The sequence below is a fragment of the Bradyrhizobium sp. CCGUVB23 genome, assembly GCF_024199885.1.
Taxonomy (GTDB): Bacteria; Pseudomonadota; Alphaproteobacteria; order Rhizobiales; family Xanthobacteraceae; genus Bradyrhizobium.
Genome location: NZ_JANADQ010000001.1, coordinates 638,693 through 665,011, shown reverse-complemented (window position 1 = coordinate 665,011; position 26,319 = coordinate 638,693). Strand labels below are relative to the sequence as shown.

Here is a 26,319-nt window from a genome sequence, read left to right as displayed (position 1 = left end):
ATCTCGATAAGCTAGATCGGATCATTGGTAGTCAACCGGATCGCAAGCATCCCCTCGTGCTTGTCGGCATCGGGACCGTCTCGATCAAATTTGTCACTGGCAGCGGCTTCGATGCGGGTACGAAACCTCTCGAAATGCTCGAAGGCAGCAGCGAAGTCTCGAATGTCGAACGGATCAAGTTGGGCGAGGGCCTCGTAACTGACGAAGACGCGAACCGGCTGGACAGGAACGGTTCCCTTTACCGTCATCCAGGACCGCAGTTCGCTGTGAGCTACGGCCTTGCCTTTCCCGTCGGTAGCCAGCGGCCAACCGCAACGAGCGAAGTTGCGCAACGATTTCCCCAAGACGGGGATGGATTTCTTAACGCAGATCAGCGGACACCGGGGACGGTTTTAGGAAAGCGCCGCGCGCCCGGCGGCAGTGATGTTGTACTCGACTTCTCCTGACGCAAGCGGGTTAGCCACGACGAGGCCTAACTCGACAAGCCGGGCGACCAGTTCATGATCGAAGAGCGGGGCGCTGATCCACGGTTCTGAGGACAGCTGCTTTAAGAACGCGCGCTCGATCTCGGTCAGGTCCACAGTTACCCCTTCGGAACGCAAATCAGCGAATGATGTCCGTGGGCAGGTGTCGCTATTAAGCGCATGCGCCGATCTCACAGGAAGCGCAATCGGTGGCGGCTGGCAGCGCACGACCGCCGGTTGACGCCGTGACGACAAAGGCCGCCGGTTGACGCTGGCGGGCCGACAACTGAGGCAGCCTTACAGAAGCAGTGAGAAGAGCGCCATCAAGCCTACTAGGGCCAGACTCCACGCCAACAAATGCAGTAGCCAATGCCGCGCATGCGTCATCCTCGCAGTGGGTGCGCCTAAGAGAGTGGGTGGCTTGAGCTAAATCAAAAAGCCAGCACCAGCGCGACAAAGGCCACGACCGACCCCACGCCAGCAGCAATTACCATCGACTGAAATAACCGGTCATTCCCCATGGGCGTACCGTCACACGGATGGTGTCGGGCAGCTATGTAGTTTGTGCCAGAAGAGCGCAAAGGTCTGCGGCTGAAAGCCGCGTCATCGTGGTACCGCGAGTGTATGGAGGCGAACAGATCGCTGACCCTGCGTCGGTCTATGATCATTCGCTTGGCTGAGGCCAAGCACCTCCAACGGCCCCGGCCTGCCCACGCAATCCCCCCGGCCGGGGCCGTCTTTCGGTCAAAGCCCCGAAGGCGGAGCGTCTGTCTTCAAGAGCCGCACATATGTCCCGCTCTCGTGCAGCTCGAGCCGGCCGCGCTCGATCGCCATCTTGATGCCGGCGCCGAACTTAGGGCCACTGCCCTTCAGCGTGTAGAGGAACGGCGCGTTGATCTTCTCGATATGAATGCGGCCGTCTTGCACGGGCTCGATGCTAGTGGCGATCTCAATCGGCTTGCGGGCGGCAGCTTCGGGGTCTGCGTAGGGGCGGTCGGCGGTGAGCTTCATGCGGCGGCCTGATCTTCCTTCGATTCACCACGCGCGACGATCGCAATCACGTCATCGAGTAGTGGTCGCTGCAACGCCTTCGCCTCCTCCCATGCGCGCGCATCCAAACATCGCGCTCCTCGTCGGTCGTCAGGATCACCGGCATCGCCTTCGGGTGGATCGGCGCGACCACCGAGTTCGGCGCGGTCGTCAGGAAGCCGTAGACCTGATGCGGCCCCGGCGCCGGCTTAGACTTCGTGCCTCGATCACCGTTGAACGTTGTCCAGATGCCAGCGGAGCCGAACAGTGGCCGGGTCTCATTGAGAGCGAACCAAACGACATCCTTCTTCTTCGTCTCAGGGTTCGGCTCCGGCGCGTACTCGGCAAAGCTGTTGGCCGGGACCAGGCAGCGGCTCTCGGGCTTGAGCCAGCCTCGCCAGTGCGGCGAAGACGTGTTGCGGATGTTGGTGACCGGCGGCCCGCCCGTTCGTGGCGGTGGCGGCGGCATGCCCATCGCATCAGTACCATCTCGCGCTCGCCGTCGGCGTTGCGCACCACCGGAGCCGGGTAGTCTGGAAATACACCCGGCATCGGAGGCAGGTTGCCGACGTACCGGTTGATCACGCGAAACAGGTTGCGGATCGCTTCCTGGTTCGTGGTGACGCTGTAGAGATTGCACATTCGGCTTCCAAATCAGTTCTTTTTTGCCGGTGTAGGTTCTGTCCGTATTCGAGGCCCGTATTCTAGTTCGAAGGAACTAGTGCCCTTATTCGATTTGGTGTTCACTAGTGAACAGAACCAAACGCCCCGCGCCCGCATTGTAAATTCCGGCGCTAGGGTCTCTGCAATTAGCCTAAGTAATTTTGGAACGATGGGATCCCGGGTCATGTTGGCGCTCATGACGCGGATCAACGGAATGCTTGAACGAGCGGAAATGTGTGAAGAGCTGGCCGACAAAGCTCGTAACCCACACACCGCGTGGGCGCTTCGCGACGCCGCTCACCACTGGCGCACCGTTGCCGTCCGCACGGACTTGCTAGAGCGCGAGCCAGCCTACCGAATGCTTCGCGTCCGGCCAGAGTAGCGCTGCGAAGAGTGGCGGCCTCTTTGATGTCACGCCACACCTGCAATGTCGCCTGTTGGTTCATCGCGTCATTTCGCGGCGATGCGGAATTCGGTCGCTATCGGGACAGACCGGACTTTGTCGCGCGGCATCGTCCCCGCAACTGCAACCAGGAATTTTCTCGCGGCAGATATTCTCAATAGGAGCGGTCGCGCGTACCCCGCTCGCGGCGGCACCCCAAAGAGCCCGCAGCCTGCCTTGGCAATGCCCCCTAAGATCTTGCAAGGGTTCCTTCACCTTGAGCCAGGGATACATCCGAATGGGCTATAGCCGGAGATCGCTTCGCGCTGAAGAGTGAGACCGCCGCTGCTGGGGGCCAAACGGAGATGTCCGATGGGTGTGGCAGGCTGGCGCTTTGCGCATATGACGAGAACTCTCCGCGTCCGGGCGGTCGTTATCGGCGTGCTGGAAGAGTTGCCGTTTATCTGCCCGGGTGGCGGTCGCAATCGGCTCGCTGATCATGATCGGCATCACGCTCTGCAAGGATTGGCCGCAGTGAGGCGACCCGACGACCAAGGCGCGCTCAATCATCTATCGAATGATCTGCAACCTTCTCGCGCCCCTCGATGTGAACCGTGCCAGCATCGAGCCCACCGCCGTGCACGTCTGCTTGGCCGCCAATTGCGGCGCGAGAGCAGACAATTCGGGACCGCCGAGAGGCAACATGTACTGAACGGCGAGATCGGCGGATAGCGCCACCGAGTGAGCGAGTGCGGCGCCGCCTTTTCTTCACGCTCAGATGGCCGCCGCTAGTCAGCTGGCGCGCGCGGCGCGCCAGCTTTCGACGCCATCATTTAGATGACGCTCCTGTTTGCGCAACTCATCGATTAGACGCTCGAGGTATGGCGGCAGGGGCGAAGTTTCGCGAGATAAGTCCTGTTGCAACCTGTCACCCACCTCGTCACAGATCGACCGCGCGGTCTTATGGTCGATGTGGTCCGATATTCGGCTGATCGGTTCCATGACGCGACTTCTTTGATCGGGCCCCACGATTAACTTAAGTTACAGAGTGAGAAATTGTTTCGCGTTCCTCAAACGTCGTCGATGGTTCCATGGAGTGGGAAGATCCACGTCGGGGTCGCGCCAAAAGGCGTCGCTGCCCTTGCGTGAATTCCCAGGGCGGTGCCCGTCTTCCTTCACACCGCGAGCAAGGGATGAAGCTGTGAGCGACACAACTCGGCAACGTCGGCCGTGAATTCCTCAAGATCGTAAGGAATCTCCCATCGCCGCACATGCTGGAAGCGGTCGGGGATATTCTCGGCACCGTAGCCAGTCGTGAAAATGAAGGGCTTTCCGACACGCATGAGTTCGTCCGCGATTGGAAAGGCTGAGCGTCCGCGCAGATTGATATCGACCGCGGCGACATCGAAACCATCGTGCTGGACAGACATCGCGTCGATGACTGGCCCGATCACGTGAGCGCCGAGCGCACGGAGCGCCTTCGCTAGATCATTCCGAGCAAGTACTCGCTCTCAATGATCAGAACGCGGCAATCCTTCACGGAACGTCCGGTGGGAGGAGACATCGTCCACCTCGCGATGTGTCGGCCTGCCTCGCTAGGATAAAGGCCGACCGACGAAACCGTTCCTTGCCATGGTTCCAAGTTCCGCGACGCAACTAGCCTCGTGGTGCGGGCACAGGAATTCCTCGTAAAGCGCTATTATTCGGCATCACCGGCTAGGGGAACTGAATGGAAGCAGCGCACGTTGATCTCGTATGCGTTGTCGGGAAGAACTTCGACCGCTCGTTATAGTGATGGCAGCTATCGTGCTTGGTCTGGTTGTGAAGGAGATAAAGCTCAGTCACCACGAGGCGGCACCAGCAGGCATCGACTACGCGGCAACGGAATAGAGCACGCCGCGCGCGCGGCATCGCAGCACGTCATGATGTCCACATCCATCGTCCGCGCGCCGGGAGCGGTGGCGCAAGTTGTCAGCGGCCAGCGGCGCGAGAGCAAAGCCGTCATTCGATCACCTCGTCGCTACAAGCACTGGGCTCATTCGGGCAACCCCGCTTTCCGAAGACCCTCGATCAGCAGCTTCGCGTTTGATCGCCCGCCGCGAGCGATGAACCCAGAGATTGTGAAGGCGGGATCGGTCTCGAGCACACGCGCCGCCCCTTCACGCGCTTCTGCGTCGCGTCCGAGATGGGCGAAAGCGGACGCAAGACAACAATAAGTTAGCGAAAAGAATGGGTTCTGACGCAGGGCCTTCCTCGCGGCGACGACGGCCTCGTCAAAGCGACCCAGTTCAACTAAGGCAAACCCCATGCCGGTAAGCGGCCGGTGTAACAGCGGGTCTACCGGGCTCGCGCGAATGGCACGTTCAAAGCTGCGGATCGCTTCCTCCGGCAGCCCCGCACTTCGATAGACCCAGCCTCTGCAGCCCCATCCGGTAAGCGAATTTGGGTTGAGCGCGACGGCCCGGTCAGCCATTTCGATTGCACCTTCATAATCGCGGACCAAGAACGCTGAGATCAGGGCAGCAAAAGCCAACGTTTCCGGATCACCATCGTCGAGGCTCAAGGCCAAGCGACAAAGCCGAATTGCTTCCTTGCGTTCGAATTGCGGATCGGCAGCAAAGCCAAAAACGACGTTGTTCATGTGGAGGACACCTGCCAGAGCCGCGACAAGGCCGAACCGAGGGTCCAGTTCCAAGGCACGATGCGCCAGCGTGATCGCCTCGGCCACCCCTTCGTGGGTCGCTAGGTAAAACTGCGGCATAGCTCGGAGATAAAAATCATAGGCGGTAAGGTTCTCCGGTCGCCGCCGCGTCGCTATTGCGATTTCTGTTTGAAGCAGTTTCGGCTGAATAGCTGAGACAACGGCGACGGTGACTTCATCCTGGAGAGCGAAAACGTCGGTCAGGTCACGCTCGAACCTGTCCACCCAAATGTGCGCGCCCGTAGTCGCATCAATCAACTGCCCTGTAATCCGAACTTTCCCTAACGCCTTGCGCACAGACCCCTCAAGGACATAGCGCACGCCAAGCCTGCGCCCGACTTCCTTGATATCGACGGCTCTGCCCTTGAAGGTGAAGCTCGAATTTCGCGCGATTACGAACAGCCAATGAAACCGGCTGAGCGCCGTAATGATTTCCTCAACCATTCCGTCCGCAAAATACTCCTGTTCGGGGTCGCCGCTCATGTTCTCGAACGGCAGCACGGCGATGGATGGCTTGTCGGGTAGCGGAGGTGCGGCACTTATCTTCTCGATCAGCGCGCTATGCTCGCCCGCGCGGACAGCATAGGCGCGAACCGGCTTGGTGATGTTCTTGAGCTGCTGTTCGCCCCGGTCCTCGAAGTCTACGTCCAGCTTACCCTCGACCTCGCTGTACACCTTTTCGGAAATCAGGATGCCGCCTGGATCGGCTGTCCCTTCCAGCCGGACAGCAATGTTGATCCCGTCGCCAAAAAGATCGCCGCCGGTTCCAACGATTACGTCACCAAGATTGATCCCGATACGCAACTTGAAGCCATGGCTGCCCGAAGCGAGACCTTCCTGTATCTCAACCGCGCATCCCACAGCGGCTAATGGACTGGCGAACTCGGCAAGTGCGCCATCGCCCATTGTCTTGATAAGTCGGCCTTCGTGGCGGGAGAGGCTTGGCTCGATTACCTCGCGCTTCAGCCGCTCGAACTCGGCGTAGGTGGCTTCCTCGGCGCGTTGCATCAACGCAGAGTAACCGACCACGTCGGCAGCCAAGATCGCCGCTAATCGCCTTTGGACCCGCTGCTCCGCCACAGCGCCCTCCGACCGGCCAGACTAACCACGCCGCTGGGACACGGAGGAGCCTAGCACACCGCACACCGGGAGCGGCGGCGCAAAGGCGTCAGGGGCGGGTTCGGGCGCATCAGCGGTCTTCCCAGGAGCCTTGGCTGATCGGGACACAACGGAGGACACACGAAGCAAACACCGTTGTTTTCATTGAGAACTTTACCATTCTACGTCCCCCGCAAGGGGAGAAGGTGGGCTTCAGGGCAGGGCTAAGCCACAGAGACCGTAAACTCAGCAGAAAACTGTCGGGGGGAACGTAGGTAGCGCTCCGCCGACTCAAACCCCCGACGTTCACGATCTCGTCCCCGCACGCTAGTGAACCGAGATCAGTCATTCCGACAAGGAGAAAACCCATTGCGGGTTCAACGCAGGTTTGGCGGCTCAGTTGCCGGAATTAGCGTTGATCTTTCTAGCAAATCATACGTCTCCTAATCAGCGGATCCCAGGTTCGAGCCCTGGTGCGCCCACCAAGCCTTTCAGTGGCTTAGTTACCTTGCGAGACGGCCATTCCGACAAGCCGTCAGCCGCTATATGGCCGATCTTTCATTCTCGATCCTATCCAGAGCCGAGCGTTGTCTCTGCGCCTTTATTCTCGGCACGAAGCATGCGTCGGTGAATTTGGTACAGATCGAAAATCGGCGCATCGTAGAATAGGATGCCGAGGCGAATTATTGGGCCGTGCCGTGAGTGTCGCGCCTCTGGATGGATTGCTTGTCTCCTCCCGTTCTTGTCGTCCCGCGGTGAATTGCTGCCTCGTCTAGCCACCTGGGCTGACGAGCAGCGGATCGGCGGACATGACGAGCTTCAGGCTTCGCAGCGAAAACGTCGATCGGGTGTGCCTGATGCCCTGAATCCTGTAGAGCTTCTCGCGCAGAAACCGCTCGTAGTGCGTCGTGTCGACGACCGCGACCGTCATAGTCGCCGGTGACGAGGTTGGCTTCGATCACTTCCGGAATCTTGGCGAGAGCATCGCCAAAACGTGTGAGCACCTTGTCGCCGTGCTTGTCGAGCGTGACTTCGATGAAAACGATATCCTTCAGGCCGAGGGCGGTGTGATCGATGACGGCCGCGTAGTGCTTGATGACGCCGATCTCCTCCAGGCGCCTGACCCGCGACCAGCAGGGCGAAGATGACAGCCCTACGCGATCGGCCAGTTCGTTGATCGTAAGGCGGCCCTCGTTGCGAAGAATTGAAAGGATCTTTCGATCGATCAGGTAGAGCTGCGCCTTGGTTCGCGCCTTCGCATGAGAAGATGATTTCATCAAAAATCTCCATGTCCGCGGATGAATCTTCTTCGAATTGGCATTCTCGCGCAAAAGATCGGGAAAAGCACCTGATGGCCCGGGAGTACAGTCTTGGCGAGGAGACCAGCCAATGCCAGCTTCGGCGCGTCGCGCTTCATCTGTCGTCTTCAGGGCCTTCGCCACGGACTCGCTCGCTGCGGCGTCTCAGCTTCTGGCCGATGTGCAGCGGTTCGGCCTGCAGATGGTCGAATTCCGTATGACGGTCGATGCGGAAGGAGGGGCAGCCATCGACTTCGACATCGATGTCGCCCCGTGCCGCGATCCTGCGGTTCTGCGCTCAATCTTGTTGATGTCCGAGGTCGAGATGAGAGATTTGATGGGCTCCGGATTCATGTTCCAATCTTTGCTGAGGCTCGGTCGATCGCGTCAAACTCGGTCTCACTCAAGCGCCAACCGAGTGCATCGAGATTGGCCCTTGCGTGATGAGGCTTCGTCGCGCCGGGGATGGGAATCACGTGCCTGTCGCGCGCCAACAGCCAGTTTAGGGCGACCTGGCTGATGCTGGCCTCGTGCGCGCGGGCAATATCGGCGAGACACGTCAGCAGGGCTTTCGTGCCAATGCTGTCCGATGGCTGCGTGAGGCGGCCGGACGCAAGGGGAAAATACGCGACCAGTGCTACATCGAGCTCACGGCAGGCTTCGAGTACGCCACTTGTTTCCGCTGCCCGTCGGAGCAGGCTGTAATTGACCTGATTGGCGGCGAGCGGAACTCCGGTCCTTGCGAGGTGATCGGCGATGCGGCGCATCTGGTCCGCATTGAAATTTGCCACGCCGACCGCGCGTGCCTTGCCAGAGTTCACCGCTTCGGCGAGGCCCTCGGCGAACACTCCCACGTCAATCAAGGGCAGCGGATAATGGACATAGTAGAGATCGATTGTCTCGAGGCCAAGGCGCGCGAGCGAACCGTCAAGCGCGCTCATCAGGCGGCGCGGAGAGGTTCGGCCCGGAAAGGGAAGGAATTTCGATGCTATCACCGCGCGGGTGGGACCGGCGCGCAAGCAGTCACCCACGACGCGCTCCGAGAAATAGATCTCAGCCGTGTCGATCATGCACGGGCCGGCATCATGAATGGTCCTGTATGTTTCCAACACGGCCCCACGATCGGCACGCCGCCATTTGTTCGTGCCGATGCCCAAGGGCAGCACATGGATGCTGGTTCGACCCAGAGGGCGCGTATCATGCTCTGCGGGCATCGCTGGACCTCTCATGAAAGCGCCGTGGGCTGGTCGGTGTGATCACGTTGGCGTTTCAAGGTTACGCCTTAGCGACTGCGGCCGCATCATCTTCTGCGGCTACTGTCCGTATCAGGGAGACGCCCGGGTCGTGAACGTTGCGGCAAGCCGGATCAGGCTCGCGGGGTGAACGGGAATGCCGAGCAGACCGAGGCGGTCAGATGAGGCAGAATTGATGTCCGCTTGTCGGCGTGCGCCGTGAGAAGGCGGCGCTTTCCAGTGGGTGCAAGCCCCACCCGGCGAAACGCTCCAGCCGGAAGCAACCGGAGCAGCTATGGAGGTGACGAAGTGGCTGAAGCCTTCGGATAGCGTGTCACGATATACGGTGACACCCATTAGCCGGTCGGTCGTCAAGGGCGCAGCGCATTTTTTTTGGCAGCGCTAGCTGCCAATTTCTTCATTCGTCGCTTTCAGCTGCGGTGCTCGAACCGCACCCGTTTCTTCGATTGATGGCTGCGTCCGTATCGCGGATCGCGCCAGACACCCATCGGGATCAAGCATCGGGCCCAAAATGAGGCCTGCGCCCTGGCGGCATGGCCGCCCCAGAAGAACGTTGGTACCGCCCCGTATCCAAAAGAGTTTCACAGAACCGTGGCTGCCGGCGAGCCGGCGCCAATCTCCGGATGGCTTACGGTTCGGGCGATCCGCTGTCACCGCGGCTGGTGACGGCGATCCGGCGTCCAATTCAGTGCTGCTGGTTGTCGCCCCAGTCACCGTACGTGGCTCGCCGGATCGTCGTCGTCCGTCAGGCAAAGCAGCGCGTTACCTCGAACGGCTTGCCCTCCTTCAGGATATGATAGCTGGCGCGCGCCAGCTTGTGTGCCAACGCCTTGGTGGCGACGACGTTGTTGGTCCTGGCCTTCTTGCGTTCATGGAAGCGTTTGGCTTCGGGGCAAAAGCGCCTGGCAAAGTTCGCCGCCTCGACGAATGCCCAGGCAAGATACTTGTTGCCGTTCTTGACGTTGCCTTCGCCTTTCTTCTTCCGGTTGCTGGTATGCACGCTGTCGACGCAGCGAGCGTAGGACGCGAAGTTGCCGACGTCGGCGAACCGGTCGATCGGACCTGCTTCCAGAAGAATGACGGTGGCAAGCGTCTGGCCGATCCCTGGCACGCTGGTCAATAAGCGGTATTGCGGCCGGGGCCTGACGCGTTCTTGCAGGCGCTTCTCCAGAACATCGATCTGTGACTGCAATGTCGCGATCACCGCGACGTTCGCCTTGATTGCCAAGCTTACGTCCGCCGCCAGTGGCAAGCTGTCGATCGTATCGTCGGTCAGCCGTTTGATCTGATTGCTGGTCATCCGCCCACCGAACTGCCTGGCCATGATGTTTTCGACCGCGAGGATATGTGTCGTGCACGATTGCACCAGCTGCATGCGCTTGCGTGCCAGATCGCGCAGCGCGCGGTGTCCCCTCGGTAGAATCGTTCCCGTCGGCAGGATGCCCAGTCGCAAGAGATGGGCCAGATGCTGCGCATCGGTCTCGTCGCCGCTGTGCTTGAGGCCTTCGTATTGCTTGATCGCAGCGGTGTTGGCGAGATACACGTGCATCCCTGCGTCTTGCAAGCCATCGACCAGCCAATACCAGTTGTAGGTCGATTCGACGACGACGCCGGCCAACTGGTCTTGCCATCGGGCCAGAAAGCCGACGATCTTCGTGATGTCGTTTGCCAAGCGCTTCTGCGCCACGACCCGGTCGGCATCGTCGATAACAGCGACAACGCTGTTGTTGGAATGCAGATCAATCCCGCCGTACATCATCTTCGCCTCCTCGTGGCCTAAAGTGAATCGATGATTGCGAACTCACTTTAGCTCCACCGCCTTCTTGCTAGCGAAGGCCGGCTAGATGATCTTCAGCGCGAGTGTGCAGGCCGTAACGCAAGTGAACGCTGAGCAAGCCTCGAAAAGGACGAAGCACAGGCCGACCTGACAGCCATATCAGGGAAGGCTGACACGATTGGGGAGGAAGAGAGCGAAGTAAGGCTCCAATCGCTGTGCCGGGGTAGTGGCGACAGCATGCACACAAGGAAAGCGTACGCAACACGGGAGGCCCCACGGCGTGGTCAGGGATGATCAACCGGACGCCCGCGAGGGACAGGCCGGGCACCGTGGGGATGCGGAGGGGTTCGTAGTACCGCTGAAGCCGGGTAACGCCGAGGGAGGGAAGGGACCTCAGTTCAAGACGAACGCAAGACGTAGCGAGGGACCTGGGGATTGGGCAACCTATCAACTCCGAAGAGTGTTCAGAAACTGCAGACGGCGTTGCACGCGAAAGCGAAGGCAGAAGCCGGCTACCGCTTCTACGCCCTGTACGACAAGATCAGCCGGGAAGACATCTTGGCCCATGCCTATGCTCAATGCCGCTCCAACAAGGGCGCACCGGGCGTGGACGGTCAGGACTTCGCGGACATCGAGGCGTACGGGGTGCAGCGGTGGCTTGGCGAACTGGCGCTTGCGCTCAGGCAGGAGACGTATCGACCGGACCCTATCAGAAGAGTGTACATACCGAAGGCCAATGGCAAACTCAGGCCATTAGGCATCTCGACCTTGCGCGATCGAGTCTGCATGACGGCAGCGATGCTAGTGCTAGAACCGATCTTCGAAGCCGACCTTCCACCCGAACAGTACGCGTACCGTCCCGGGCGAAATGCCCAACAGGCGGTGGTCGAGGTGGAAGCGCAGCTGTTCCGTGGCCACCCGGAAGTCGTTGACGCCGACCTCGCGGACTACTTCGGAAGCATTCCGCATGCCGACCTTCTCAAGTCGGTAGCGCGCCGGATTGTTGATCGGCGCGTGCTGCATCTGATCAAGATGTGGCTGGAGTGTCCCGTGGAAGAAACCGACGATCGAGGACGGAAGACACGCACGACCGAAGCCCGGGACAACCGGCGCGGCATTCCGCAAGGTTCACCCCTCTCACCATTGCTGGCGAATATCTACATGCGCCGGTTTGTGCTGGGATGGAAGATGCTCGGGCTGGAGCAAAGCCTCGGCTCTCGCATCGTGACCTACGCCGACGATCTCGTGATCCTGTGCCGAAGGGGCAAAGCCGAAGAGGCCTCGTCGCGACTGCGCGAGATCATGGGAAAGCTGAAGCTGACGGTCAACGAGGAGAAGACACGAATCTGCAAGGTCCCGGAAGAAAAGTTCGACTTCCTGGGATACTCATTCGGGTTGATGTATTCGGCGAAGACCGGAAAGGCGTACCTCGGGTACCGGCCCTCGAAGAAGAGCATCAAGCGTATGGTTGAGCAAATCCATGCACTGACGACCCGAACGGGAACTTGGCAAGACACCACAGAGCTGGTGGCGAGGTTGAACCGCACGCTGCGCGGATGGGCGAACTACTTCAACGTAGGCACCGTCAACAAGGCGTACCGGGCGATCGACAACTACACCGCTGTGCGGTTGCGCCGGTGGTTGCGCATCAAGCACAAGGTAAGGCGACGCAAGGGCGGGACTTATCCACTCTCGCACCTCTACGGGCACTTCGGGCTCGTACGCCTAACCGCGCTTGGCCGCGACGTGCCGTGGGCGAAGGCGTGAAGTCATGTCCGAGAGCCGGATGCGTTAGCTGCGCCCGTCCGGTTCGATGAGCGGGATGTGGAAACGGAGCCAAGGGTGAACCAGTAAGGCACCGCCAGACGAAAAGGGCGGCAAACAGATATGTTCAGCCTACCGCCACCGCGCCACATCTCGACTCTACCCACAGCGGGGGCAAGAGCGGACATGGGTTGATCGGACGTGCAGTTCAACGACCCGCGGCAACCTCGCCGGACCGACGACGAACGACCCGGACAACGCCGTCCATTAGAGCCGGTGCTAGGCCGCGGCGGAACAAGAGCACGATCGCGACCAGAATGCTCCCAAGCACGATCGTGGTATAGATTGCTCCGACTTCGCCCACGAGACTTGTTAAATATTGTACGACGACAGTCCCGAGGATGGCGCCCCACAGTGTGCCACGTCCGCCCACCAGAACCCAAATGACCACCACTGCGGCCTGCGGCAGACTGAAGACCTCCGGGTTTATGAAGTTGCCCCAGCTCGCGAACAGCGCTCCCGCGAGACCGGCGATGGCCGCAGAAATGACAAAGGCGAGGAGCTTCCGCCAGCGAACGTCATACCCGAGCAACTCCATGCGCGACTCGTTCTCCCGGATGCCCTGAAGAATGCGTCCGAAAGAAGCGCGGGAGAGAGTGACGCAAAATATCAAGGCGAGAAAGAGCAGTCCCCCGACGACATAGAAGTATTCCACCGGACCCAGCGGCGGGCCGCCACGACCGGCGAGGGACAGAGAAGGTATGTTGGTCATCCCGTTGTAACCGCCAAGGCGCGCATCGCCGATCGCGTATTTCGGATCCGCCGTGCTGCCCATGACCTGGTAAAGGATCAGCGTCAGCGTCAAGGTAACTACGGCGAGATACATCGATCCGACCCGTCCGTAGAAGGCGACGTAGCCGATGAGCGCGGCGACGACTGCGGGACTCAGCATTCCCGCAATCAATCCGAGCGGGGTCGTCCCCAAGGCGATGCCGACGATGCCATAAACGTATCCGCCGACGCCGAACAGCGCCGCCTGGCCAAAGGACAGAATGCCGGCGATCCCCCACAGGAAGTCGAGGCTAAGCGCCAGCATTGCAAAGATGACGAAGACCGTGAGCTGGACCGTCTGGAACAGCGACAACAGCTGGGGCACGCCGGCTAGGACAACCGCCGCCGCGGCCCAGCCGATCAGCTCACCCCGCTTCATAGGCCGCCCCGAAACAGGCCGGACATTCCGTTCGGCAGGAGACGCAGTAACACCATCGCCAGAGCCAGCATCGCGACCTGGCCGTAGATCGGCGTCGAGGCGTAGGAAATGGCGCTCTCGACCAGCCCGAGGACGCCGGCGGAGCTTACGGTGCCGACCAGCACCGTCGAGCCACCCACCATGACGGTGATGAAAATCTTGGCGATGAAGGCAAGTCCCATGGTGGGGACCACGCCGGTCAGGGGGGCCATCACCGCGCCGGCCAGCCCGGCGAGCGCCGCTCCTGCGCCGAACGTAGCCATATAGACGAGCTGCGGCTCGACGCCCGAGACCGCCACGAGATGAGGCGACTGCATCGTCGCCCGCGCGATCAGCCCAGAGCGCGTGTGGCGAAGCGCCAAATAGGTCGCCAGAGCCGCGCCGGCGGAGATCGCAATCACCACGAGCCGGTAGAAGGAGACGCCGTAGCGGCCGACTTCGAAACTGCCGAGGGGCGTCGCAATACCTTCGGTCGTCGGCCCCATGACGAGAGTCATGACGCCGACGAGCGCCAGGCTCAGGCCCCACGTGGCCAGCATCGTGTCGAGCGGACGACCATACAGAAAGCGGATGATCGATCTTTCGAGGATCACTCCGATAGAACCGACGACGAACGGAGCGAGCAGAATCCCCGCCCAGATCGAGAGCCCGTGAGAGGTGGCGACGAGCACGGTGTAGGCGCCGAGCGTGAGGAATTCCCCCTGGGCCAGGTTCAGCACGCCCATCATGCCGAAGATGATGGCGAGGCCTAGGGCGAGCAGCACAAGGGTAGAGATCGAGAAAAGGACGCCTACCGCCGTTACCACTGCCTGGTCCATTCCGCTGCAACCCTCCGGGCCACGGATCAGCCGTCGCCGCCGTCTGTCATCAGAACTTCGGCGTGTACTGCGTGTGTTGGTCGGGCTTCCCGATCAGGTCGCAGACCTGTTTAGTGTCCGAGGGTTCGACGTTCTCGATCGATTTGAAGATCGTGAAGCCCTTCTTGTCGTTGACCTTCGCAAGATGCACCGTATGCACAACGTGATGACTCTGCGGGTCGAGCCTGATCTTGCCTTCCGGCGCGTCGAAGGACAGTCCGCTCTCCAGCGCGGCAATGACCTTGGCCGGCTCGAGCGATCCCGCCTTGTTGGCGGCCATGGCCCAGAGATGCCAGCCGTTCCACACGGTATTGGCCGAGTCGGTGATGTAGGGATAGTCGGCGCCGTACCGTTGACGCCAAGCGGCTACCCACTTCTTGTTGGTCTCGTTGTCGAGCTCCTGGAAGTACGGATAAATTACGGTCAATCCCTCGACCTCCTCCGGCTTCAGAACGATCTGCTCGTTGCCGAGACCGAAAGTCGGCGAGACGATCGGGATTTTCTTGTTCAGACCCGCGGCGGCGAACTGCCGGTAGAAGGCGATGTGGTTGCCACCGACCAGCAAGGAAAACACGACGTTCGGCCGCGCATTCTCGATGCGCTGAATGACCGAGCCGAAATCGACCACGTCGAGCGGAATGAATTCTTGCGCTGCGAGCTCGCCCTTCGCCTGCTGGAGGTAAACCTTCACCCAGTCCGCGGAAATATGGCCGTAGTTGTAGTCGGCCGCCAGCGTATAAAACTTGGGGCCGTGCTCCTGCACCGCCCACGGCGCCAGGTTGCCGATCTGCTGAGCCGGCGTCACGCCCGTGCAGAAGACGTTCTTGTCGCATACGCCGCCTTCATACTGCTCGTTGTAGAAGTACAGGGCGCCATATTTGTTGACGACCGGCCGGACGGCTTCGCGCGAAGCGCTGGTGATGCCTCCCATGAGGACCGCGACCTTGCTTTCGAGCAACAGTTGCGTAGCGTATTGTGTGTACAATTGATTGTTGGATTGCGTATCGAACTGCACGAGATGAAGTTTTTTTCCTAAGACCCCGCCCGAGGAATTGATGTCGTCGATCGCGAATTTCGTGGCATCGACCATCGGCAGGCCGTAGATGTTAATCGGTCCGGTGGAATCGAGCAGGTTGCCGACGACAATCTCGTCCGCCGCCTCGGCGCGGCGTTGCGGCATATTCGCCAGGGCCAAACCGAGCGACGCTGCACTGAGTTGAAAAAGCGCTGTCCTGCGAGTCAACATGGGCTTCCTCCATTGCCTATGCTTCAGCTATAATGCGTTATGACGCGCGCAAGCTGCATTATCCCACCGGACCGCGATGCAGATCAAGTCCTCATGAGGGCGCCGAGCGCCTCAATGAGCCAAGAGTCGGTGCTCGAGACGCAAAGCCTCGAGAAGTGGTTCGGCGGCGTCCAGGCGGTCGCCGGCGTGGATTTCAAGATGCGACGCGGGGAGTTGCGCTGCTTGATCGGCCCGAACGGCGCGGGCAAAAGCACCTTCTTCAAGCTCGTCACCGGTCAGCTTCGTGCCAGCGGTGGACACATCATCTTCGATGGGCAGGAGATCACTGGCCGCGCGCCACACACAATCGGGCGCCTCGGAATCGGGATCAAGAACCAGGTCCCCAGCGTGTTCGAGGGTCTCAGTGTCGCGGAGAATCTGTGGCTTGCGGCGCGCCTTCGGCATTCGACGACCGGTGCCCGAGTCGCCGTCCATGAGATGATCTATCGCCTCAATCTGGGGAACGTGGCCAAGCAGACCGTCGGGACACTTGCGCACGGCATGCGCCAATGGGTCGACATCGGTATGGTCATGGCCCAACGCCCGAAGCTGATGCTGCTTGACGAGCCCACGGCGGGGATGGCGGCAGAAGAGATCGACCGAACGGTCGAGCTTATCCGCGTTATCAATAGCGACGCGAGCGTCGTCGTCGTCGAGCACGATATGGAATTCATCCGCAGGCTGAATTCATTCGTCACGGTCTTTCACCAGGGACGCATCCTCGTCGAAGGCGCCATGGACAACGTGCAACGCGATCCGCGCGTGCGCGAGGTGTATCTTGGCAGGTCGCGCCATACTTGATGTCGAGAATCTGCACGCGGGCTATGGCCGTATTGGCATCCTCGCCGGCGTATCGTTCTCGATCGCTCGCGGCGAACTCGTCGGCGTGCTGGGACACAATGGGATGGGCAAGACGACGTTGCTGAAGACCTTGATCGGCGAGCTGCAGGCGACTGCGGGGGTCATCCGATATGAGGGGCGGGACGTCACCCGCGTTCGGACGGCTCATCGGGCGCGCGCCGGAATAGGCTACGTTCCACAAGGCGAGGGGGTCTTCCCTGACCTGACTGTGCGAGAAAACCTGCGCATGGGCGAACTCGGCGTCATTGAGCCGAGCGCCGTGCCGGAGCTGTTGGAGCGCTTCCCGATCCTGAGGCCGCTGCTCGATCGTCGTGCCCGCATGCTCTCGGGCGGCGAGCGTCAAGTGCTGGCTCTGGCTCGCTGTCTCGCGGGCCGACCAAACCTGGTGTTGCTCGACGAGCCGAGCGACGGTGTGCAGCCATCGATCGTCGATGACATCGCCGAACGGCTGCAGGTGCTGCGCAGCGCCTGGAATTTGACGATCCTCCTGGTGGAGCAAGATCTCAAGCTAGTCGCCACGCTGGCGCAGCGCGTCTTGATCATGCAAAAGGGTCGGATAACAGACGAGCTCGCGCCGTCCGCACTTGGCGATCGGGCGCTTATTTCTGAGCGGATGGGCCTTTGACGTTCAGCGGCTCTGCCAGTCCCCGATCTGCTCGAATGCCTGGCCCGCGTTGATCAGCGTCGCTTCGTCAAAGTGGGGGCCGACCAGCATCATGCCGATAGGCAGCCCGCCCACCCTGCCGCACGGAACCGTGAAGGCGGGATGGCCGCTCACGTCGAAGGGACACGTGTTCTGGTCCGAGTAAGGCGCAAGGTGAAATCGGTGAAGTCGGTGAAACCGTCCTCGCGCAAATATATGGGCATCAATCCGTCTGCGCCAACTTGATCGTTGAGACCGGCCACCTGCCGTCGTGGCCTCTGACCGAAATGCGCAAGCCGTGCCGTTCATCGAGCCAGACCTGCTCGACGGTCCCGGCCTTTCCGTCGGTCAGGACGACGGCTTTGCCGACAAGCTCGGTTTGAGCTTGATCGAATTCGACAAGGATCGTGAACGCTCGCAGTTCGGTTGGCATGACGTGGCTAGGCTTTCGGGGATAGGCTGCGCCGTCGCATATGAAAGCGTACAACTCGTGACAGGGACGCAAAGCGATATCGCCGGCCAGCACGGCGATATCTGATACCGATTTAAGGCTGTGGCTACGGGCGGAGATTAGGGCGGGTGAGTTGCTGGCCGAGATGAAGGCGGTGAAGTGGTACTGTCCGTATTTTGCCCCAAGTGTCCTAAGTTGAATCTTGAAGTGTCCTAAATCGTTTTATCCCTCTTGAGATGGGTCAAAGTTCCTTTTCCCGTTCCGACATAGCGTGATGCTAGCCAGCGAGGTTTGGTTCCCCTTCACCTCGCTTCGGCTAGGCCCGTAGCGTGCTTACGGAACGCTGCGGGCCGCTGATGTAAAAAGGCCGCCTCAGTTGTCGGCCTCGGGGCCCTGCGTTGATGCGGTGTCAGCGTCGTGTGGTGCGGCTACCTTCAGACTCTTGATCTTCGCCGCTCTTGTTGCGCGGCTCCTCCGAGAATTTGCGCTGGAGCGCGAGGCCAACAAGCGCGAGGCCTATGATGATCAGCGTATCATCCGAAATTGAATTTGCGTTCGGTGCTGGTGCGAAGCCGCATCGCTCTTGATCTACGCCCGATCTGTATTCCCATTTTCGCGCAACGCTGGCCGCGGCCCCGTTGCGCCCGCCCTCCGCGGTCGCCGGGCCGCCCTCGAGGCGGCGCTGGTGCGGAGCGCGACCACCGGGGGGCGCGATTGCTCGAGTCTTCTCGGGCCGGTGATCGCATCGCGGGGTGCTATCCCCGCCTTCTGCCACAACGTTGCTGGTGGCTGTCTGGTTCATCCATCAGGCAGATTCTCTCACCTAGAGAAGCTACTCATCGCCAGCCTCGATCTCCAGCGCATCCGCCCGCGCTCGGTGGGCGGCCGTTAAAGTGCGTCTCGCCTCGGCCCGGGGGTTGGATTTACCGGCGCGGAAAAATCCCCCGGGGGCCCGGGGGGCCCCCAGACACAAACGCCCTTCACCACAAACCCCTTGAGGTGTAGCCTTTCGCCACGCGCGCCAGCCGACCCGGGAGGTCTCGGCACGGGCCGACCCTCATTGCGTGGAAGCGTGGGGATCAATCATGAGGAATCAAATATCTGGAGTTCATCCAGCGCTTTGCCGTGTTCGACGAGGCGGCGTTCCTGAATTACGCCCGAACGCTTGGTGGTATCGTGGACGAGGACGACCACGAACGGAAGTTGGTTACCGCTGTGATGTTGGTTGCACCCAACGGCCCACATCCGCACAGCCGAGCCGAGAGTGAACACGGCTATTTTCTGGACGGCGCGGAAGGTTCGCTGGTTAGCCAACGGCCACCTAACTTTTAAAGCTATGGAAACAATGAAGCCCTCAAGGCCGCCAAGGCCAAGCGCTACCCGTGGATCGTCGAGGCGGCGTTCCCAGCGTGAAACTTTGCCCGGGATGGAAGATGCTCGGGCTGGAGCGAAGCCTCGGCTCTCGCATCGTGACCTATGCCGATGACCTCGTAATCCTGTGCAGGCGGGGCAAAGCTGAAGAAGCCTTGCGACAACTGCGCGTGATCATGGGAAAGCTGAAGCTGACGGTCAACGAGGAGAAGACACGAATCTGTAAGGTGCCGGAAGGAGAGTTCGACTTCCTGGGCTACTCGTTCGGGCGGATGTACTCAGCGAGACCGGCCAGGCGCGCCTGGGATACCGGCCGTTGAAGAAAAGCATCAAGGCATGGTGGAAACCATTCATGCGCTGACGGCTCGAACCGGATTAGGGCAAGACACCACAGAGCTGGTGGCTAAGTTGAACCGCACGCCGCGCGGATGGGCGAACTACTTCAATGTGGGCACCGTCATCAAAGTGTACCGGGCGATCGACAACCACACCGCTGTGCGGTTGCGCCGGTGGTTACGCAGCAAGCACAGGGTCAGGCGACGCAGGGGCGGGACCTATCCACTCTTGCACCTCTACGGGCACTTCGGACTCGTACGTCTAGCCGCGCTTGGGCGACCTGCCGTGGGTGAAGGCGTCTTGTCCGAGGGCCGGATGCAGGAGATCTGCCTGTCCGGTTCGACGAGCGGGATGTGGAAACGAGTCACGGCTGCACCACTAAGGCACCGCCAGACGAAAGAGGCGGCAACAGATATGTGCAGCCTAAAGCCACCGCGCCACATCTCGACTCCACCAAAATGCGAAGAACTCAACGGGAGCAAATCAAGTCCGCTATGTACCGCAGTGAGGCGTCCGGACTCTGATGGCCACGCGCCGACATCGCGCGGCGTCATGCACCGGCGTTCAATTTTGCAGGTTTGGCACCGAGCACGTTATACGTTGCCAGAGGACGTCCAATACCTTCGAGCGTAAATTCACCCATTGGCTCGACCGTAGCGCCTCGTTCCACGTCAATCAGGTCGGGGACTGCCGCTGATGTAGTGCGCCAACTGCTCGATCAAGAATTCCCGGTCGCTGATGATGCTCTTGACCAGATCACCAATCGAAACAATGCCGAGCAGCGCGCCATTTTCGGTCACCGGCAGATGGCGTAGGCGCTTCGTGGTCATGAGCGCCATGCATTCCTCGATTGATTGGTCTTGCCCAACGCATACGACGTTGCGCTCCATGATATCGTCGACAGGCGTCTGTGGCGACGCGCGCCCCTTCAAGAATACGTTGCGGGCGTAGTGTCGTTCCGTGACAATGCCGACTATTCTGCTGCCGTCCAGCACGACAAGCGAGCCAACGTCCTTTTCGGCCATCATCTTAATTGCGTCGTAGACTTTGTCGCCAGGACGCACAGACCATACCCGACGGCCCTTATCTTCCAGGATATGACGAACAGTCGTCATGGCGGCACCGGAGGCAGGATCGCAACATCGCATAAAATCCGCTTGCGGTTTTGACAGAGATCAAAACGAGCTCCTCATGGACCGCCCCTTGGAAGCTAACCCCACCTCTGTCGCCTACGATCGGGATGTTGTGCACCGCAGTGAGTTTGGCAACCCGACTTCCGCAAGGGCGCTCTGGCGCTCAAGCTCGCAAGCGATTTCAACTTAGATGACAAACTGCAGAATGTAATTCTAGCCGTGTTTCAATCCTTCGCGTTTTTACACAGCCAGGGTCACAAGCAGCGGTCAAGGCAAGCACACCCCGGCGTCCGGTTTACCGTCAACAGCCGACATCACAACGGCTTAAGCGCAGTTCGGCTTCACACAGCCTGGGCCATGAAGAGACTCATGCACCGCAGCAATTACGTCTTGGCTGATCCATTGCGGCGGCGTGCCCGTCGGCACGCTTGAAAACGGCGTCAATCCCTCCCCGCAAGAGTCACACCTCGGCCATTTTCGTAAGCACACGCTGCACGAGCGCAGGATCGCGATAGACGTTGCGTGGCTTCAATAGATGTTGGACCTCGACGGTTAGCTTGTGGACGGCCGGATCTTCGGCGGCGAGTCGGGTCAGGGCGATACCGAAGTTGCGCGTCATCTCAAAATCCGCCGGACGTTGCCCGCGCGTATTGGGAAACGCGAAGTCGAGTATGGCCACCGACCACGGCGTCTCGATCAGCGTCGGCACTTCGGCGAAGAAAGCAGGTGCCAGCCCGGCGATTGGATCGCGGTTTCCTGCTAGTCTCTCGAGAAGCCCTTGGAGCAGGCGCGCCTCCAGGGCGGCCACGCTCATGCCTTGCCCGTAGACGGGATTGAACCGACAAATTGCGTCGCCGATCGGCAACAGCCCGCGGGGAAAATCATCGAGCCGCTCGAAATGGCGCCGCATGCTCTCCGGGAAGCCGTAGCGCGCGACCCCGTCAAGGCGCCTGGCGTGCTTGATCGCATTGTAGATCGTCGGCGTCCGAAGCGATTGAGCATACGTCAGGAACCCCTCCGCATCGCCGGGCGGGACTTCACCGAGGCGGCCGCCAAGCGTTGCCATCCACCGGTTGCCCTCGAGCGGAAACAAGATGCCGCCCCGGCGATTGTGGGGCGCCTGGGCGAAGGTGATGACGCCTTTCCACTCGGTCGGGGCGTCGTCGGGGACGGCAAAGACGCATGTGGAATAGGAGAGATCGATGCCGATTGTGGTCTCCTCGGGCAGCGGTCGGCCGATCGATTGCAGCAGGGCGAGAGTGGGCGTGCCGCGTCCGGAGGCGTCGACGACAAGATCCGCAGCGATCGTCTCGCTCGCGCCCTTGTCATTCTCGCAGCGCACGCCGGTGACCGCCTCTCCATTTGGCGACGCCAACACTTCCGTGACCCGGGAGCGCTGGCGCAGCATGATGTTGGCGAGACCTTCCACCCGACGCCGTACGACGCGCTCGATGGTGGGCCGTGACGCCGCGTAACTGCACCAGCCGAGATCGCGTTGCGGGAAGGGATTGTAGCCCGGGGGCTCGAGGCGAGGATCGAGACCGGCCTGGAGCCGCACGGCTCCCGCCCCTGCGAGATCCTGCTCGAACCCCGGGAACAGCTCGCTGAGGGCGCGCTGGCCGCTGAGCAGCAGCCCATGCACATGCCGCGCCTGCGGTGTCCCGGCGCGATGCGCGGGCTCCGAGGGCAGAGTGTCGCGCTCCAGAACAACGACCTGCTCGAAGCGGTCGGCAAGCGCCCCTGCGGCCGCGAGCCCACCCATTCCCGCGCCGATCACGACGGCCTGCTTGCCGATCAGAGTTGATGTCATCGCCACCTCCCATTCCCAAGTATGTCTTGATCGACACGAAGCGGTTGAAGCGCGGCCGAGCGGACGGGGCCCGGTGATGATGGCTCGGATTGCGGTCAAGACCCCAGATCTCGCGCCACTCGCGGGTCGAGGTCACCTGGCACAGCTTCCGGCGCAACGCACGCCACGTGGCGAATCGCCGAAACGAGCCCGGAACAATCGATTGAAATGCGAAACATCCGAGAAGCCGACTTCTAACGCGATGTCGGAAATTCGCTGTGTGCTTGCGCGAGGCTCGGTTAACAGCTCGAGCGCCCGTTGGAGACGTAACTCATTCACGTGCCCGGTGAACGATGATCCTGATGACGCGATCAAGCGCTGCAGATAGCGAGGTGAGATGCCTTGGCAGTGGGCTACCGTCTCGACGCTGAGCTCTGGCTCCTGAAAGTGCGCCGCGATGTAGTCGAGGATGGCGCTGTGGCGCGCGGCCACGACCCCGCTCACATTGCTCTCGCCTAAGGCAGTGCACTCGCCGATCGCGAGCGCCACGAGATCATGGATGTGAGCCAGGACCGCATCACGCAGCCTGGGGGCGGCCAGAGCCCCCTCCTTGAATGCCGACTTTAGACAAACCATGAGGAGTCGGAGCGCTTCATTTCGGTGAGAAATCGGCCGCATGGCGCGGCTTTCGACATTCGCCACGCGCCGTGCAAGTGCGTCGCGGGGCACGGCCAGACCGAATAGCAATCCGTCGACATAGGTGACGGTGGCGGGCTCCGAATGCAGAATTGCGATTGCGTCGCCGGCGCGAAGCTCAACTTGCTGGAAGCGCTGCGACAGCAGACTTCTGCCGGGAGAGCAGACGATGACTCCGATCGAGTCGTCACCATCAGCGATGCTCGCTTGCAAGCGCTTGAATCGCATGGAGGAGCCTTTCAGTGCAAGCCTGCGCAACCCCCGGACGGCTTGCAGCGTTGCGTCAGCTTGAAACGGTACGTCCGATAGGGGCTCTATATCGACGTGGACTATGCCTCGCCCAAAGTTCTCTCGCCATAGTGGGACTCTCATCCGCTCCGGAAGCCCGCGCGTCGAGAATCGATGCGATGCGAATTCGGCTGCGTCCGTAGACATGGGGACCTCCAGCCTTGATAAGACGTCGGGATTAGATGCTGCGACAAATTACGGTCGGTATCTGTGATTTGCAGTTCGTGCACTGACATATCGTTAAGCCGTGCGCATGAGTCGGCGGCTTCATCATCCGTTTCCCCGATAGAATTTGAGTTAAAAATGTCGGCTCATTGTCCATAGCCGTCCTGTTAGGCGCCTCCCGTCGAATACGCGCGGCCGGACCATTCCATTAGCGGCACCGCCGTGTATGTATAACCCAGTTGCGATAACTGTGTTAGCCAGCCTAGGCCCTCTCAAAAGATCGTACTCATTTCGAAGGGGGGAAGAAATGGCACAAGTTATTAGGGTTGCATCTATTTGCAATGGCGATGGTGTCATCCACTCTAGCGTTGGCTGGCCCGTCGGAAGATGCAATTGCTGCAGTAGATCGTTGGTCAGCCGCTTATGGCACCAACGATCCAGAGACCATTGCTAAGACCTATTGTCCGGCCGCAATCCTTCTCGGAACTGTTAGTCCAGTCATCTCCGAGGGGACGCAAGCGATAGTAAAATACTTCGCGCCCATAAAAGGAAGCGGCAACACGAACACGATTGAAGAGCGGCGCACAACAACAATCAACGACAGCGCCGCCGTTGTCGCCGGCTTCTACACGTTTACTCGTATAGTGGATGGCAAGCCAGTGCCAGCTCCGTCGCGCTTCACCATGCTCATCACCAAGCACGGAGATGAGCGGTGCATTGCACATCACCATTCCTCGCCTCACGTTCTTCCGAAGAACTGAGGAATTTGGTTGCGTTAACTACATTCTCGTCCGGCTTCATGGGTCCTAGAGCGTCAAGCCGTCGCTATACCGGCAAACAGGTTCTTCTTGATGATCGCGTGGATGCCCCAATTGCCATCGACCACCTGCGTGACGCCGAAGTCGACTCCGATGGACATGAGCGAAATCGCCTCGTCCTCGGTCAGTCCCTTAGTGGTCATTAGGAAGCCACGCATTTTGCGAAACGCATCCCTTAGCGCGAGATCGATCGAGGATTTCTTGTAGATGTCCTGCTGCGCCGTAGGGCCGAGCTCCGCGAGATAATTGGGGAAGCTGAATCCGTGCAGAACCCATTCGTCCTGCGTCTCAAGCAGCGGGTAATTCAGCCCGGCGAGCGAACCGCTCAGTGAATTCTGCTTATGCAGGATAAGCTGGAAGGTCCCGGTCAGCGACATTTCGATGGCGGTGCCGCACAATTCAGAATCGCCTTGCGCGGCGTGCGAGTCGCCGACTGAGAGTAAGCCGCCTGGCACTGCGACCGGATAGTACAGGGTCGCGCCTTTGCCGATGCGCCAATTATCGATGTTGCCGCCGAAATAGCTCGGCGGAATAGAATCGACGACGTCGGCTTCTTTTGGCGCCAGGCCCATGACTCCGAAATGCGGTCGGATCGGGATGCGGACGTTTTTGAGGATGTTGTGGCTCTCTTGCACAATCGAATGGTCGACCGGCACGCCGGGATAGTCGATGATCTTGTGCACCACGCCATACGGATCGGTCTGAGGCACCCAGCGGAAGTTATAGACCGCGTGCGCCCAGTTTTGCTGCCCGCTGGTGTCGATTTCGTAGATCGTGCACACCTCGCGCGGCTTCGGTTCAGTGAGCAGATCATTGTAATGGAAGCCCCACCAGGCCGCCGCGTTGCTGCCGAATGACTTGCCCGGGAACGCCGGATTAGCGCAAGGCCGGGGCATTACATCCATGATGCGGACTTCAATGATATCGCCCGGCTCGGCGCCGCGAACAAAAACTGGACCGGTCAAGATATGCACGCCGAAGCCTTCGCCTGCGCCGCGTCCGAGCTGCTTACCGTCGATCGGGCCGGCCCCACGGCGATTGACGCCCTTCTTATCCTTGGTCCAAAGATAAATGCTCTCAATACCCGGATCGCCTTTGACCATACGTTCGACATCGTCGCCGGCGTGGTGGGTCACGGCCTCGATGGTGATGTAATCGCCCGAATCCAGTTCGAGCTGAGGCTTTAATAGCTTGCTGAAATAGCCCCAATGCACCGTGTCCGAGTTGGCCGGCAAGTAGTGGTAGGTCGGCTGGCCGGGCTTAGTCTGCGCCGATGCCGGAGTGGCCAGCGTGCCGCTCGCAGCCAACGCGGCCGCGCCACCGCCCGCGGCGAATGCGCTCTTAAGGAATGCGCGCCGCTCTTGGTCGAGGTCCTCAAGGAGTTTCTGTCGATGGAGCTCAAATTGCGGGCACGCTTGATCATCGCCTGCGCACATGATGGTAACTCCTCTCTGACGAATTAGCCGGGCAGGAGGTGGCTTGGTAACCCGCAGGAATTGCGGCCCGCATCAAGCCAAACTAGCCTCGCTTGGCCCACCCGCGGAATCCAACGCTCAAACTTGCTTCACCGCAAGCGATGTAATCCGACAGCCACGCTGTCCAAACGCCTGGGGCCCGGGAATCATTACGTTCTCTTGTCGCAGCTTTGGGAGCGAAGATGACCGCGCAGGAGCAGGCCCAAGCGCACTGTCAAGTCGGCAGCATGCCGCTTGCGATCGGCACCATCTCCGATTGGGCGCACAAGATCGCAGCAGGCTGAGACGTCTGCCCTTGGCGCTAATGCGAAGTCCGACGCCACTCTGAAGTGGTCTGCTTAACGGTGAACACCGGAAGAGGCCGAGAGATGTTCAAAACAACGCTCTTGACCCAAGGCGGAAATGCGATGCGCAGTACGGGCCACTCTTCGCGCGCTACGCTTTGTGCCATCTTCACAAACCGCTTATAGCGT

At 60.4% G+C, this 26,319-nt stretch carries 22 protein-coding genes and 3 pseudogenes; 6 read left to right on the top strand and 19 right to left on the bottom strand.

Annotated features, from left to right (window positions below):
* Nucleotides 1-11 precede the first annotated feature (11 nt).
* From NLN62_RS02845 to NLN62_RS02800, 10 genes and pseudogenes are all read right to left on the bottom strand, one after another.
* Nucleotides 12-332, bottom strand: coding sequence for a DUF1488 family protein (locus NLN62_RS02845; RefSeq protein WP_156944844.1), 321 nt, complete (start codon nucleotides 330-332; stop codon nucleotides 12-14).
* 60 nt (nucleotides 333-392) lie between these two features.
* Nucleotides 393-581 (bottom strand): hypothetical protein, encoded by a 189-nt coding sequence (locus tag NLN62_RS02840; protein ID WP_254107301.1) that lies wholly within the window; start codon nucleotides 579-581, stop codon nucleotides 393-395.
* Nucleotides 582-1,208: 627 nt separating this feature from the next.
* Nucleotides 1,209-1,475 carry a hypothetical protein gene (locus NLN62_RS02835; protein WP_254107300.1) on the bottom strand — a complete coding sequence of 89 codons (267 nt, stop codon included), beginning with the start codon at nucleotides 1,473-1,475 and terminating at the stop codon, nucleotides 1,209-1,211.
* Nucleotides 1,472-2,135 (bottom strand): annotated as a pseudogene (locus NLN62_RS02830) (SOS response-associated peptidase). Before NLN62_RS02830 ends, NLN62_RS02835 begins: the two are co-directional and overlap by 4 nt.
* A 1,195-nt stretch (nucleotides 2,136-3,330) precedes the next feature.
* Nucleotides 3,331-3,540 (bottom strand): hypothetical protein, encoded by a 210-nt coding sequence (locus NLN62_RS02825; protein ID WP_027528039.1) that lies wholly within the window; start codon nucleotides 3,538-3,540, stop codon nucleotides 3,331-3,333.
* A gap of 173 nt (nucleotides 3,541-3,713) precedes the next feature.
* Nucleotides 3,714-3,992, bottom strand: a complete 279-nt coding sequence (locus NLN62_RS02820; protein WP_254107299.1) for a hypothetical protein — start codon at nucleotides 3,990-3,992, stop codon at nucleotides 3,714-3,716.
* A 581-nt stretch (nucleotides 3,993-4,573) separates the two neighbouring features.
* Nucleotides 4,574-6,319: an adenylate/guanylate cyclase domain-containing protein gene (locus NLN62_RS02815; RefSeq protein ID WP_254107297.1), complete on the bottom strand. Its 1,746-nt coding sequence runs from the start codon at nucleotides 6,317-6,319 to the stop codon at nucleotides 4,574-4,576.
* Nucleotides 6,320-7,109: 790 nt separating this feature from the next.
* Nucleotides 7,110-7,614, bottom strand: a pseudogene (locus NLN62_RS02810) (Lrp/AsnC family transcriptional regulator).
* Between the two features lie 371 nt (nucleotides 7,615-7,985).
* Nucleotides 7,986-8,849, bottom strand: a complete 864-nt coding sequence (locus NLN62_RS02805; protein ID WP_035665171.1) for an aldo/keto reductase — start codon at nucleotides 8,847-8,849, stop codon at nucleotides 7,986-7,988.
* Nucleotides 8,850-9,633: 784 nt separating this feature from the next.
* Nucleotides 9,634-10,647 carry an IS110 family transposase gene (locus NLN62_RS02800; protein WP_254107295.1) on the bottom strand — a complete coding sequence of 338 codons (1,014 nt, stop codon included), beginning with the start codon at nucleotides 10,645-10,647 and terminating at the stop codon, nucleotides 9,634-9,636.
* Nucleotides 10,648-11,100: 453 nt separating this feature from the next.
* On the opposite strand from NLN62_RS02800, the gene ltrA reads away from it, so the two are divergent.
* Nucleotides 11,101-12,432 (top strand): group II intron reverse transcriptase/maturase, encoded by a 1,332-nt coding sequence (gene ltrA, locus NLN62_RS02795; protein ID WP_254107294.1) that lies wholly within the window; start codon nucleotides 11,101-11,103, stop codon nucleotides 12,430-12,432.
* Between the two features lie 205 nt (nucleotides 12,433-12,637).
* Here the strand turns inward: ltrA and NLN62_RS02790 are convergent, their stop codons facing one another.
* The 3 genes from NLN62_RS02790 to NLN62_RS02780 are packed head-to-tail and all read right to left on the bottom strand — an operon-like array spanning nucleotide 12,638 to nucleotide 15,781.
* Entirely contained in the window at nucleotides 12,638-13,639 is a 1,002-nt protein-coding gene (locus NLN62_RS02790; protein WP_035665002.1) for a branched-chain amino acid ABC transporter permease, read from the bottom strand.
* Nucleotides 13,636-14,496 (bottom strand): branched-chain amino acid ABC transporter permease, encoded by an 861-nt coding sequence (locus NLN62_RS02785; protein WP_254107293.1) that lies wholly within the window; start codon nucleotides 14,494-14,496, stop codon nucleotides 13,636-13,638. The genes NLN62_RS02790 and NLN62_RS02785 overlap by 4 nt, the downstream gene beginning before the upstream one ends.
* A gap of 49 nt (nucleotides 14,497-14,545) precedes the next feature.
* The gene (locus NLN62_RS02780; protein ID WP_027527843.1) at nucleotides 14,546-15,781 is read right to left on the bottom strand and encodes an ABC transporter substrate-binding protein; all 1,236 of its coding nucleotides are present in this window, start codon (nucleotides 15,779-15,781) and stop codon (nucleotides 14,546-14,548) included.
* Between the two features lie 39 nt (nucleotides 15,782-15,820).
* On the opposite strand from NLN62_RS02780, the gene NLN62_RS02775 reads away from it, so the two are divergent.
* On the top strand, nucleotides 15,821-16,621 hold the full coding sequence (locus NLN62_RS02775) for an ATP-binding cassette domain-containing protein (RefSeq protein ID WP_371932900.1): 801 nt from the start codon (nucleotides 15,821-15,823) through the stop codon (nucleotides 16,619-16,621).
* Nucleotides 16,599-17,306 carry an ABC transporter ATP-binding protein gene (locus NLN62_RS02770; RefSeq protein WP_254107292.1) on the top strand — a complete coding sequence of 236 codons (708 nt, stop codon included), beginning with the start codon at nucleotides 16,599-16,601 and terminating at the stop codon, nucleotides 17,304-17,306. Before NLN62_RS02775 ends, NLN62_RS02770 begins: the two co-directional genes overlap by 23 nt.
* A 3-nt stretch (nucleotides 17,307-17,309) precedes the next feature.
* On the opposite strand, the pseudogene NLN62_RS02765 reads toward NLN62_RS02770, so the two are convergent.
* Together NLN62_RS02765 and NLN62_RS02760 are read right to left on the bottom strand one after the other, a co-directional pair.
* Nucleotides 17,310-17,477 (bottom strand): annotated as a pseudogene (locus NLN62_RS02765) (amidase); the annotation flags it as partial.
* Nucleotides 17,478-17,547: 70 nt separating this feature from the next.
* Entirely contained in the window at nucleotides 17,548-17,757 is a 210-nt protein-coding gene (locus tag NLN62_RS02760) for a PRC-barrel domain-containing protein (protein WP_027527846.1), read from the bottom strand.
* A 1,451-nt stretch (nucleotides 17,758-19,208) separates the two neighbouring features.
* Between NLN62_RS02760 and NLN62_RS02755 the strand changes: the two genes are divergently transcribed.
* Complete coding sequence (locus NLN62_RS02755; RefSeq protein WP_254107291.1) at nucleotides 19,209-19,466, top strand: reverse transcriptase domain-containing protein; 258 nt, start codon at nucleotides 19,209-19,211, stop codon at nucleotides 19,464-19,466.
* Between the two features lie 16 nt (nucleotides 19,467-19,482).
* On the top strand, nucleotides 19,483-20,115 hold the full coding sequence (locus NLN62_RS53235; RefSeq protein WP_371932899.1) for a group II intron maturase-specific domain-containing protein: 633 nt from the start codon (nucleotides 19,483-19,485) through the stop codon (nucleotides 20,113-20,115).
* A gap of 38 nt (nucleotides 20,116-20,153) precedes the next feature.
* Here NLN62_RS53235 and NLN62_RS02750 read toward each other — a convergent pair whose 3' ends face one another.
* The 3 genes from NLN62_RS02750 to NLN62_RS02740 form a co-directional block, all read right to left on the bottom strand.
* Nucleotides 20,154-20,597 (bottom strand): CBS domain-containing protein, encoded by a 444-nt coding sequence (locus NLN62_RS02750; RefSeq protein ID WP_027527849.1) that lies wholly within the window; start codon nucleotides 20,595-20,597, stop codon nucleotides 20,154-20,156.
* Nucleotides 20,598-21,075: 478 nt separating this feature from the next.
* Nucleotides 21,076-22,425, bottom strand: a complete 1,350-nt coding sequence (locus tag NLN62_RS02745; RefSeq protein ID WP_254107290.1) for an NAD(P)/FAD-dependent oxidoreductase — start codon at nucleotides 22,423-22,425, stop codon at nucleotides 21,076-21,078.
* 132 nt (nucleotides 22,426-22,557) lie between these two features.
* On the bottom strand, nucleotides 22,558-23,472 hold the full coding sequence (locus NLN62_RS02740; protein ID WP_254113326.1) for an AraC family transcriptional regulator: 915 nt from the start codon (nucleotides 23,470-23,472) through the stop codon (nucleotides 22,558-22,560).
* A gap of 422 nt (nucleotides 23,473-23,894) precedes the next feature.
* Here NLN62_RS02740 and NLN62_RS02735 point away from each other — a divergent pair, with 422 nt between their 5' ends.
* The gene (locus tag NLN62_RS02735) at nucleotides 23,895-24,314 is read left to right on the top strand and encodes a DUF4440 domain-containing protein (protein WP_254107289.1); all 420 of its coding nucleotides are present in this window, start codon (nucleotides 23,895-23,897) and stop codon (nucleotides 24,312-24,314) included.
* 53 nt (nucleotides 24,315-24,367) lie between these two features.
* Here the strand turns inward: NLN62_RS02735 and NLN62_RS02730 are convergent, their stop codons facing one another.
* Nucleotides 24,368-25,807, bottom strand: coding sequence for an acetamidase/formamidase family protein (locus NLN62_RS02730; protein WP_254107288.1), 1,440 nt, complete (start codon nucleotides 25,805-25,807; stop codon nucleotides 24,368-24,370).
* Nucleotides 25,808-26,319: the final 512 nt, after the last annotated feature.

Coding starts and splice junctions, on each gene's coding strand:
- NLN62_RS02835 (WP_254107300.1), bottom strand. CDS start 1,475: ATGAAGCTCACCGCCGACCGCCCCTACGCAGACCCCGAAGCTGCCGCC.
- NLN62_RS02825 (WP_027528039.1), bottom strand. CDS start 3,540: ATGGAACCGATCAGCCGAATATCGGACCACATCGACCATAAGACCGCG.
- NLN62_RS02805 (WP_035665171.1), bottom strand. CDS start 8,849: ATGCCCGCAGAGCATGATACGCGCCCTCTGGGTCGAACCAGCATCCAT.
- NLN62_RS02800 (WP_254107295.1), bottom strand. CDS start 10,647: ATGATGTACGGCGGGATTGATCTGCATTCCAACAACAGCGTTGTCGCT.
- NLN62_RS02790 (WP_035665002.1), bottom strand. CDS start 13,639: ATGAAGCGGGGTGAGCTGATCGGCTGGGCCGCGGCGGCGGTTGTCCTA.
- NLN62_RS02785 (WP_254107293.1), bottom strand. CDS start 14,496: ATGGACCAGGCAGTGGTAACGGCGGTAGGCGTCCTTTTCTCGATCTCT.
- NLN62_RS02780 (WP_027527843.1), bottom strand. CDS start 15,781: ATGTTGACTCGCAGGACAGCGCTTTTTCAACTCAGTGCAGCGTCGCTC.
- NLN62_RS02775 (WP_371932900.1), top strand. CDS start 15,821: ATGACGCGCGCAAGCTGCATTATCCCACCGGACCGCGATGCAGATCAA.
- NLN62_RS02760 (WP_027527846.1), bottom strand. CDS start 17,757: ATGCCAACCGAACTGCGAGCGTTCACGATCCTTGTCGAATTCGATCAA.
- NLN62_RS02755 (WP_254107291.1), top strand. CDS start 19,209: ATGCTCGGGCTGGAGCGAAGCCTCGGCTCTCGCATCGTGACCTATGCC.
- NLN62_RS53235 (WP_371932899.1), top strand. CDS start 19,483: ATGGTGGAAACCATTCATGCGCTGACGGCTCGAACCGGATTAGGGCAA.
- NLN62_RS02750 (WP_027527849.1), bottom strand. CDS start 20,597: ATGACGACTGTTCGTCATATCCTGGAAGATAAGGGCCGTCGGGTATGG.
- NLN62_RS02745 (WP_254107290.1), bottom strand. CDS start 22,425: ATGACATCAACTCTGATCGGCAAGCAGGCCGTCGTGATCGGCGCGGGA.
- NLN62_RS02740 (WP_254113326.1), bottom strand. CDS start 23,472: ATGAGAGTCCCACTATGGCGAGAGAACTTTGGGCGAGGCATAGTCCAC.
- NLN62_RS02735 (WP_254107289.1), top strand. CDS start 23,895: ATGGCGATGGTGTCATCCACTCTAGCGTTGGCTGGCCCGTCGGAAGAT.
- NLN62_RS02730 (WP_254107288.1), bottom strand. CDS start 25,807: ATGTGCGCAGGCGATGATCAAGCGTGCCCGCAATTTGAGCTCCATCGA.